Origin of the sequence: Pseudomonas guariconensis (assembly GCF_015680235.1) — a bacterium.
Classification (GTDB): Bacteria; Pseudomonadota; Gammaproteobacteria; order Pseudomonadales; family Pseudomonadaceae; genus Aquipseudomonas; species Aquipseudomonas guariconensis_A.
Genome location: NZ_JADLJL010000096.1, coordinates 1 through 336, shown reverse-complemented (window position 1 = coordinate 336; position 336 = coordinate 1). Strand labels below are relative to the sequence as shown.

Here is a 336-nt window from a genome sequence, read left to right as displayed (position 1 = left end):
GGCGGCGGGTCAGGTCGCCTTCGCCCTCGGCGATGTCCTGCATGGCGCGGCCCATGGTGGTCAGCGGGCGCATCAGCACCGGGATCAGCAAGCCCAGCAAGCCGGCGATGGCGGCCACGGCGATGAGCATGGCGATGATCGCCGAGGTGCGGAATTGACTCAGGCCGGCGTAGGCCTTGTCCTTGTCGATGGACAGGCCGATGTACCACTGGGCCGAGGGCAGGCCTTGCACCGGGGCGAAGGAGATGATGCGGTCCTGGCCGTTCAAGGTGACATCCTGCATGCCCGGCTCGACCTTCAAGGCGGCATCGGGGTAGATGTCCTTGAGGTTCTTCA

The 336-nt window shown here is 66.1% G+C and carries 1 pseudogene; it reads right to left on the bottom strand.

The window, feature by feature from the left end:
* Nucleotides 1–336, bottom strand: a pseudogene (locus tag IRZ56_RS22975) (chemotaxis protein); the annotation flags it as partial.